5 protein-coding genes and 1 pseudogene are annotated in these 9,369 nt (G+C 74.6%); all 6 read right to left on the reverse strand.

Annotated elements, in window-relative coordinates; genetic code table 11:
* Window positions 1–29 precede the first annotated feature (29 nt).
* On the reverse strand, window positions 30–1,568 hold the full coding sequence (locus AOK11_RS13325; RefSeq protein ID WP_055593905.1) for a vWA domain-containing protein: 1,539 nt from the start codon (window positions 1,566–1,568) through the stop codon (window positions 30–32).
* A complete protein-coding gene (locus AOK11_RS13330) occupies window positions 1,565–4,573 on the reverse strand; it encodes a hypothetical protein (RefSeq protein ID WP_055593906.1) in 3,009 nt (1,002 codons plus the stop codon). The genes AOK11_RS13325 and AOK11_RS13330 overlap by 4 nt, the downstream gene beginning before the upstream one ends.
* The gene (locus AOK11_RS13335; protein WP_055593907.1) at window positions 4,570–5,655 is read right to left on the reverse strand and encodes a hypothetical protein; all 1,086 of its coding nucleotides are present in this window, start codon (window positions 5,653–5,655) and stop codon (window positions 4,570–4,572) included. Before AOK11_RS13335 ends, AOK11_RS13330 begins: the two co-directional genes overlap by 4 nt.
* Entirely contained in the window at window positions 5,648–7,936 is a 2,289-nt protein-coding gene (locus tag AOK11_RS13340) for a hypothetical protein (RefSeq protein WP_055593908.1), read from the reverse strand. Before AOK11_RS13340 ends, AOK11_RS13335 begins: the two co-directional genes overlap by 8 nt.
* 266 nt (window positions 7,937–8,202) lie before the next feature.
* Window positions 8,203–8,867 (reverse strand): outer membrane protein assembly factor BamB family protein (locus AOK11_RS43955; RefSeq protein ID WP_206188833.1); only part of this gene is annotated, 665 nt, incomplete at its 5' end.
* 2 nt (window positions 8,868–8,869) lie between these two features.
* Window positions 8,870–9,141, reverse strand: a pseudogene (locus AOK11_RS46750) (hypothetical protein); the annotation flags it as partial.
* Window positions 9,142–9,369: the final 228 nt, after the last annotated feature.

The raw sequence follows: 9,369 nt of genomic DNA on the forward strand, positions 1-9,369 counted from the left end.
GGCGGCCGCCGCCGGGCGGTGGGCACCGGTCATCTCCGCTGCGCGGGCAGCGTCGCGTAGTGGAACTCGATACCGCACAGCAGCACGGTCTGCCCGGGCGAGCAGACGATCTCCCGTTCCGGCCGGTCGGCGGTGCGGCAGCGCAGCCGGATGGGCGGCTGCTCGCGGAGCGGGCCGGGAACGCTGCGGATCCTGACCGATCCGTCGCCGTCGAGGAGCGGGGAGAGGTCCACGGTGACCTCGCCGCGTCCTTGCAGAGGGATCCGCACGGGTTCCCTGGTGTCGACTCCCTCGGCGGACAGCGTGCCCCGGACCGGGCGGTACCGGCGCAGCAGCACGACGCCCGCCAGGACGAGGACGAGCAGGAGGACACCCAGTGCGGCGGCCCAGCGCACCGGGTCGACGGTGACCTGCGCCGTCCCCCGCACCGCCAGGGACTCTCCGGCCGGGGCGGTGGCCAGCCGGGCCCGCCGGTCGACGAACCGCTCCGAGGCCCGCGCCACCGGGGTGCTCACCCGGCCGTCGACGGACAGCTGCCAGGTCTCGGTGCGGGGCCCGCTCGCCCACCCCTCGCGCTGCGCGGTGGTGGAGCTGAGCGTGACGTCGATGTCCCGGCTCTCCCCCGGCCGGAGGTCGACCGAGCGGGGCAGTCCGCCGGTCGGTTCGACGCCCTCGGGGAGCCCTTCGATCCGCAGGTCGGTGACGCGCACGGGCAGCGCGTCGGTGGTGGCCGTCAGCCGCAGGCGAAGGGCCGATCCGGCCGGCACCGGCCCGTTGCCGGGCCTGTCCGGCCAGGAGACGGCCACGCCCTTGCCCTTGTCCCCGGTCACGGCCCGGGCGGCCTGGAGCAGACGGGTGTCGTCCTGAGCCGCCGTCATCGCCTCCCGGGTGCGGGATCCCGACGCGTCGAGCATGCGGTAGCTCGGGAACACCTTGGCCAGGACCTGCTCGACCTCGGCGCCGGGGGCCAGGGCGATGCCGTAGCCGGTCAGGGTGCGGTCGGCGGGCAGGCCCGAGGCCTGTTTGCGCAGGGCGGGCCAGCCGCTCGCGGTGAAGTCCCGGTACTTGACGTCGTCGGGCGCGTGCATCTGCGCGTCGGACAGCAGCAGTACGCCGCCGACATCGGTACCGGCCCGTTGCAGTCCGTCCAGCGCCTGTTCGAAGGCGCGCCCGAAGTTGGACGCGGAACCCTCGGGGGTGGCGGGCAGCGCCTCGTCGAGTTCCGCGAGCGCCTCGTCGCGGGAGACCATGTCGCAGGCGCGCGCGCTCCCGCTGAAGGGGATCAGGCAGACCAGGTCCTCGGGGTGCAGGGACTCGAGGAACGCGGGAAGTACCGAACGGACCTTGTCGTACGAGCCGTTGTTCGCCATGGACTGCGAGGTGTCGACGACGATCGCGTAGCCGGCGCCGCGGGTGCCCACCACCGAGTCCAGGAACCGCTCCAGGTCGCCGGAGTCCGCGGCACGGGCGGGGGTGAGGGGGCTCAGCGCGGGCCCCAGGGTGAGGAAGGCGGTGGCCAGTGCCGCGGCGAGTGCGCGCCTGGCCGTCCGGGAACGGTCGTTGCTCATCGGGCGGTGCTCCCTCTGTTCCACTTCTTGGGCTTGCGTGGCGTTCCCGGTACCAGGTTCACGTGGGCCATCAGCCGTATCCAGCGCAGTTCACGCACCCGCGAGCGGCGTGCGCGCAGGTCCCGTTTCGCCTCCCGGAGCACCGGCCCCGCCTGCCATCCGCCGCCGCTGTGGCCGGAGGCCCGGCCGGCCATGACCAGGCGCCTGATTTCGTGCAGGATGTCCGCGGTGACGTCGATGCTGCACTGGTGCTCGGTGAGCAGCGCGCGTTCCAGATGGCCGAAGAGTGCGGCGCGTTCCTCGTCCTGGGCCTTCTCCCACCAGCGGCCGGCCGCTTCGAGGGCCTGGCGGCCCGCGGCGGATTCCAGGTCGAGGGTGAAGGGCGCCCACATCGCCGCGACGTCCCGGGAGGAGCCGACGTGCGTCGCGGCTCGGGCGAGGTCTTCCAGAGGGCCGGGCCCGTCGCCCGTCCGGCCGGGGCCGCCGAGGACGGGCGGGCGTCCGTGGCCCGCGTGGGGGCCGGTGGCCGCCGCAGCGGGGCGGGGACCCGTTCCGGTCGCGAGGCCTGTGCCGGGGTGCCGTTCCAGGGCGGCCTTCTGCGCGGCCTGGCTCTCCTGCGCCTGGCGGGCGGCGCGCAGGTGGGCGTTGTGGGCGGCTTCGCGCTCGGAGAGCCGTTGTGCGTGGACGGCACGCTCCCGCTCCTGGGCGGCCTGCCGGCGCCGCCGTTCCTCGTCCCGGGCGGCGACGCGCCGGCGCAGGTTCGCGGCGGCCGCCTCGTGCGGCACCTGGAGGAGGGCCTCCAGGACGATGGACTCGCCCTCCTGGGCCCAGGGTTCGTCGAGCACCGGCCCGGCGAGCTCGTCCACGAGCAACTCCAGGAAGGGTGCCAGGCTCCCGTCCCGGAAGACCTGGTGCAGGCTCCGTGCGTAGGCGAGGCACGCCTCCTCGCGCCACAGGGGCCCGACGGGAGGGAGGCCCACCAGGCAGCTCAGGACGTCGGCCGACGCCCTGCAGTGCCGCCACGCCTCCGGATCGGCGGCGAGCAGGTCCCGCACCGTACGCGCGTCCGGAGGGCCGAACGGGGCCACCAGGGCCACCGGGTCCGCGCGGTCGGCGGGGGCGGCCGAATTCGGGGAACCCGGCGGGCGCCCCGGGGTCTTCGGGATCTCCGGCATGTCCGGGGCGTCCGCTGTCCCGGCCGAGGAGGGTTTCCGCACCCCGTCCCGGTTCCGGTTCCGGTTCAGGAAGGGAAGCCTGAAGGTGGCTCCGTCCTCGTCCGGGCGTCCGCCGTCCCCCGGCTCGGTGGCGACGGCATACAGCTGCGGCCACAGCCATCCGACGGCCTCCGCCGCCCAGTCGGGCCGGCGCGCGCGGACGGTGGCGGTGAGCACATGAACGGCGTCCTCGGCGGTGGGACGCGGCTCGGCCCGGGACGCCCGCCTCGCCTCGCGCACCGACAGCACCGCCCAGGCGCGCAGCCAGGCGGGGGCCTCGGGCGCGTCCGGCACGAGCGGGGTCAGCCAGGCCACGAGCCGTGCGGGGTCGGCCGACACCCGCGCGAGCACCTCCAGGGTGAGCCGCCGCGTGTCCCGGAGCGCGCGCACCGCGTCGGCCCGGCCGTCGGCCACCCTGTCCGGGCCCAGCAGGCGCAGGCACTCGACCGCACACCCCAGGCGCCGGCCGTCGGCCGGCTGTTCGGAGCCGGGCAGCAGCCGCAGTACCTCGGCCTCCTTCCGGCACTGTTCGACCAGCCGCCACAGCGCGTCCAGCCTGACGCGGCACGAGGTGCTGTCCATCGCGTGCCGGGCGCCGCTCAGGACCACGTTGAGGAGGGCTTCCGCCATGAGGGCGGACACGCGCGGTCCGGTCCTCTCGTGCGTCCAGTGACGGTGCAGCGCCTCGTGCAGCTCCCGCCCCCCGGGTTCGACCGCGTAGGCGATCCCCCACTCGACGAGCCGCAGGAAGTCGTCGGAGTCCGTGTCCTCGCCGTCCGTCAGGCTGTTCAGCCCTTCGGCCACGACCCGGACGGACTGCTTCCCGGCCTCGACGGCGCTCACCGCCGCGCGGAACGGGTCCAGCCGGCCGAGGGCGCCGAGCAGCGCCCCGTGGTCGGCCGGTGCGACGGGTGCGTCGAGCCCGCGCAGTCCGGCGGTGACCGCGTCGAAGCCCACGACCTCGATCAGGCGGGTGAGCTGACGCCGGTAGTCCTCCGGAGGGCCGGCCGGCACCTGCGGCGGGGTGCCGAGCCGCACGCACCGGGCGGACGGCGTGTGCTCCGGTCCGAAGGCCAGTTGGGTGGGCGGTTTGTCACCCCCGTCGACGCAGCTGCCCACGCGCAGCCCGCTGCGTACCCCGTACGGCAGGAGGCCGACGACGGCGTCGAACACGGCCAGCCGGGCCCGCGCGCCGAGCCGGCCGCCGCCGGTGACGACGACGGGGTGGCCGCACAGCAGCAGTGCGGCCACGGACACGGCCCAGTCCACGGCTTCCTCCCGCCGCTCTCCGGTGCCGGCGGTTCCGGTGCCGCCGTGCACATGGTCGGCGATGGTGTCCAGTCCTTCCGCCAGTCCCTCGCCGGCCTGTGGGGACACCTCCAGCAGGATGCTCTCGTCGTGCTCCGGAGGCAGCCGTACGGGGGTGACGGCGTCCCACAGGGTGGTGTACTCCACCCTCCGGCGCACCAGTTCGGTGGAGTCGATCAGCATGTAGCGGGTCGGGGTGACGGCCCGGTTCGCGCCGTCGCGCAGGGTGGAGGTCTCCATCACGGAGATGCCGGTCCACAACTGGTCGGGGAAGGGGAGACCCATCACGGAGATCCAGGGCAGCCGGTCCTGCACGGCCGCCGCGGCGGGCGGGTTGCCGAGGCTCGCCGCGATGACGTATTCGGAGAACATCGCGCGGCGGGGCGCTCCTCCGGTGCAGCGCATCACGTCGTACTCGGCCAGCGAGCCCGCTTTCTTGCCGTACCAGGCCCACAGCGCTTCCACGGTGAACGCGTCGTTCACGGACGGCCTCCGTTCCGCATGCCGAGCAGCAGGGTCACCAGCGGTTCCATGACGTTGTACGGGCTGAGCGGCCCCACGATGCGCTCGTTCCCGTCGACGACGTTGACGTTCCCGAAGCGCCGCAGGTCGACGGAGCCACCGGGCAGGGTGCCGAACCCGATCGCCGAGGAGGTGAAGAAGTGGAGGCGCGAGGGATGGAAGTTGGCGCGCAGGGTCTGTCCCACCAGGCGCATGGTGCTGCCGTGCAGGTCGTCGGCGAGCCAGTCGAAGAAGCCGGCGGGGTCGGACACCACGGGCACGCCGTTCGGCCCGAGGTCGGTCCAGCCGCCGCGCCGGGCCCGGTGGAAGATGTCGGGGTCGTCGAACTTGGTGAGGCAGACGGCGAGATGGTGCGGGAGGTAGGGGCCGTCCAGCCGGTTCTCCTGCATGCACAGCCGCGTGATGCGGGTCAGGGTGCCGTTGAGGAAGGCGAACGAGTCGTTGTTCCTCGCCTCGCGCACCGGGTCGAAGAGGTAGACGAGTCCCTGGGCCCTGGCCAGGTGATCGACGCTCCGGGCGGTGAGGCCGTCGCTCCTGAGATCTTCGTAGACGCCCCCGGGCACGTCGAGTACGTTCAGCTCGAACTCCATCCGGTTCGAAGGCCGTTTGCGCAGCAGGCGGCGCCTGCCGAGGGCGGTGCCGCTCAGGTCCCCGCGGAAGCGCCAGGCGTACGGGCGCACGGCCTGGGTGGCCGGGGGAAAGACCTTGTCGATCGCCAGTTTCTGGGCCGTCTCCACCAGGAACCGCTCCGACACGTCGTCGGACGGCACCACCTGCCACCGGCCGAAGGGACCGGACGGGTCGAGGGCGGCGAGGCGCAGGGCACCCAGGAACGTCGTCTTGCCGGAGGCCGGAGAACCCCAGACGCCGATCCGGGTCTCCCCCTCCCCCACCCGCGGTTCCGGAGTGAACTCGACCGGAGCGACGTACACCGGCTCGCTGCCGACGTAGTCGGCCTCTCCGTCCGCCGCGTTCCGCTCGTACGTCTTGCTCATCATTTCCGGCGGTGGGAACCGGGGTTCGTCCGGCTTGTTCTCATCCATGGTGCTCACTGTCTTTCTGACTGGGTGGTGCCGCCGACGAGTCGGTGCGCGCGCCGTGCCGGCGGGCCGTTCCGAGGGCCGCCGGTGCGGTGGCGGGGTCGGTCAGCAGCCCGGGGGCCTCGGCGGGGCGTCCCAGGGCACGGTCGACGCACGAGACGACGTCTTCGGGTGTGTGTGTCCCGAGGGTGAACAGGTGGTCGCGGCCGAGGTCGCGCCAGATGTGGCGGAGCCGCTCGCGGGTCTGGGGGCGCCAGCGTCCGGAGGTGTCCACGGCCGCCTGATCACGTACGCCGATGACGGTCAGGTCGGGACAGACCACCGTACGCAGCCGTCGCAGGGCTTCCTCGTAGTCGTACCGGTCGGGGCAGGGCAGGCTGAGGTCGGACTGCTGGCGGGTGGGGTGGGGCGGCCGGCGGGCCAGCACGAGCAGCAGGTGCCGGGCTCCGTCGCGCCAGTGCGGCCAGTGGGCGGCCGCGTGCAGGGCGTCCTCCAGCGGTGCGCCGTAGTCGTGCCGTACGGGCCGGACGGGGAACCGGCGGACGGCCTCGGCGGCGGCTTCGGCGGAGCCGGGGCCCCAGACGCTCAGCACGGAGTCGCCCTCCGGTCCCGCACGCACGGGCAGGACCTTGTGGTCCTCGTATCCGACGAGCCCGATCCGCAGGCCCGTCCGGGCCTCGGGGGTCTCCCCGCCGGGGCGGCCCGCCCCGGGGTCCGGCGGACCGGTGGCGCCGAGCCGGCGGAGCACCGACCGCAGGAAGCGGACACGGCGCTCGGACTCGGCCTGAGTGCCGCCGAGTTCGAGCAGGAGCAGCACATCGACGGCGGCGGCTCGAGGCGGCCGGGACGCGTTCGTGTCCGCGTCGGTGGCATGCGGCAGCGTCCGTCCGTCCCGGCTTTCGGCGAACAACTCCGGTTCTGTGAAACGGAGTTGCCCGTGACCGTCGAGGGCGACGGTGACGGTGGTCCGGTGTCCGGGCCGTACTCGCGCACGCCCCGTGTGCAGCACCGGCCAGTCCTCGGTCCGGATGCCCCTGGCCGTCACCAGGGGAAGTGCGAACACGCCGTCCCGCGTGCGGGCTTCGGCATCAGGGCGGGGGGCGGCGTCGGGATGCTCGTCCGTATCCGCGTGATCCGCGTGCGTGCTCGCGTCCCCGATCCCGCCTCCGCCCGCGTCCGCCTCCGCTTCTGCCAGCAGTTCGACGGAGGCGAACAGTTCGCCTTCCTCCGGCAGCGTCGTACCGCCCGGGAAGAGGATGCGGGCACCGGTGTCCGTCCGCCGGCCCGGCGAGTCTTCCGGGGCGGGCCGGGTGAGCAGGGCGTAGCCGTGCCGCAGGGGAACCTGGCGGCAGACGCTGCGAACGATGTCGTCCAGGGTGCGCGGGTCGGAGGCGTCGAGGAACATCCGGGCCGCCGCCGGCGCCCTGGCCGTCAGTTCCTGCGCCGCGTGGCCCGGCCAGCGCCATCCGCGGGCCTGGACGACGAGGACCAGCGGCACCGCACGGCCCTGTGCGCGTGCGGCGTCGAGGGGGGCCAGCGTGGCGTCGAGGGCGTGGCGGACCGCGGGCTCCCACGCCTCGTCGGTGGCCCGGGGCACCCCGTGTGTTCCGTAGGGGGGTGTGAGGCCGATGCCGCCGGCCAGCAGGAAGGCGCGTTCCGCAGGCGACGCGGGCAGCCAGGGCGCGAGGTCCGGCCACCGTACGTCGTCGCCCGGGGAGTTGTGCGTCCATCCGGTCCCCTGCGAGCAGCGGGCCAGCTCCCGCAGGGTCAGTCCGGCGGTGGAGATCCCGAGGACGCAGACCGCGTCGTACTCGCCGGCCGTGAGCGCGGTGAGCAGGGACACGGCACCGGCGGGGCTGCCCGCGGCGGTGTCCCTGCGGCCCTCCGCGCCGAGCGGGTCGAGGATGCCGAACGGGTCGAGGGGGCCGAAGGGGCGTGGACCGGGTATGGCCGTCGCGGGGGCGCGGCGGATCAGCGGGCCCAGCCGGAGGTCGACGGTGCCGCCCGGCGTCGCTCCGCGGGAACGGCCGCCGGCCGCCAGGTACCGGGTCGCGAGGACGGCCGCGGACATGTCCCAGGACCAGCAGGCGGCGATCTCCGCGTCCCGTGCCGCCGAACCGGCGGCCGCCGTCGCCTCCGGCTCCCAGCCGCAGGCCCCGCACCGTCGTCCGGTACCGCCCGACCAGCAGACGGGGCAGTGTCCGGGTGGCCCGGCGGCGGTGTACCCGGCATCGGTGGACCGCGGCCGGCCGTGCTCGGGTCCGTCGCGGCGGACGCGCGTCACGGGCGGCGCCCACGGGGCGCGGAAAGGCCGTCGTTCATGGGTGCCGGCCCTGCGTCGGGCCATCTGTCGCTGTTCACGGTTCCCCCCTCGGACCGCAGTCCCCGCCGCCGCCCCGGATCGCGGAATCCCCGGTCACGGGCTGCGAACTGAGAATGCGTCAGCGATCGTAGCGGGGCGCTTGCCCTGTTGTCCGAGGAAAAGGCAGAATCTTTCCTTCTCTTTCCTGAAATGCATGCACCTCACATGATGGGGCGATATAGCTGCATTCAGTCCGCGGCCGGACTGCGTCCCCCTCCGAGGACCAGCCGGCGTACCGCGCCGTCGAGTCCGACCGCGATCAGCCCGTCCTCGGCCGGACGCAGTCCCGAGACGGAAGGCAGTTCCCAGCGCCTCAGCAGGCGGCCGTCGCGGACGGCGAGCAGCCGGATCCCGTGCTGGTCGGCGACGCACACCGCCGAGCCGTCCACCAGGACGTCCAGAGCGCGTGGCGCCGCCCCACCGGTCGCCGGCGCCGTCCACAGCGGGCGGCCGTCATCGGCGTCCAGCGCCGTGACCGAGCCCTCCGTGGTCGCCACCACGACAGCCCCACCGCAGCCGACAGCGGCGGCGGCGAGGTGCACGGTGCCGCCGGCCGGCGTCGCCCACACCGTCTCTCCCGTGGCACGGCACAGGGTGGTCACCGTGCCGTCCGCCCCCGGCACGACGACGGCGTCCTCCAGCGCCGTCACCCCCGCCGGACCGGCGGCCGGCGGACGCACGCCCCACAGCCGGCTCCCGTCGTCCATCCGCCGGCACACCACCCGGCCGCGATCGGTGCGGTAGACCACGGTGCCACCGGCGACCACCGCTCGTCCCGTCACGACTCCCGCGTCCTCGACGGTCCAGCCGCAGTCCCCGGAACGGAGGTCGAGGACGCGCACGCTCCGTCCCTNNAGCCGGTCCGGGTCGTCGCCGGGGGCACCGGACCAGCCCACCGCGTGCACTCCCGCGGAGAACCGGTGCCGTGCGTGCTCGGGACCGGTCGCGGCCAGCCGGACATGGTGCACCGCTCCGTCGGCGGCGCCCAGGACCACCGCGTCCCGCGCCGGGATCAGTCCGCCCCGTACCGGTGCGCCGAGGTCCAGTCGCCACAGGGGCCGCCCGCTCCGGTACTCGACGCCGTACAGGACCCCGCCCGCCGTGGCGATCAGCACCATGTCCCCCATCAGCCAGGGGGGTACGCGCAACCAGTCGTGGCAGTGCCAGACCCAACGCTCGGCGGTGGCCGGTGCGGGAGTGGGCTCCGGCGCGGGCGCCGGGGCCCACTCCGATGCGGGTACGGGCGCGGGCTCCGGTACCGGCACGGGGGCCGGCGCGAACGCGGGCACGGTCGGCACGAGGCCGTCGTCCGTCCGGTTCCCCGGGCTCCACTGCTCCCCGCCCGTTTCCCGGCC

The organism is Streptomyces hirsutus (genome assembly GCF_001418415.1).
Lineage (GTDB): Bacteria > Actinomycetota > Actinomycetes > Streptomycetales > Streptomycetaceae > Streptomyces > Streptomyces hirsutus.

Excerpts from the sequence above, each read along its gene's own strand:
- AOK11_RS13325 (WP_055593905.1), bottom strand. The coding sequence starts at position 1,568 with ATGAGCAACGACCGTTCCCGGACGGCCAGGCGCGCACTCGCCGCGGCA.
- AOK11_RS13335 (WP_055593907.1), bottom strand. The coding sequence starts at position 5,655 with ATGGATGAGAACAAGCCGGACGAACCCCGGTTCCCACCGCCGGAAATG.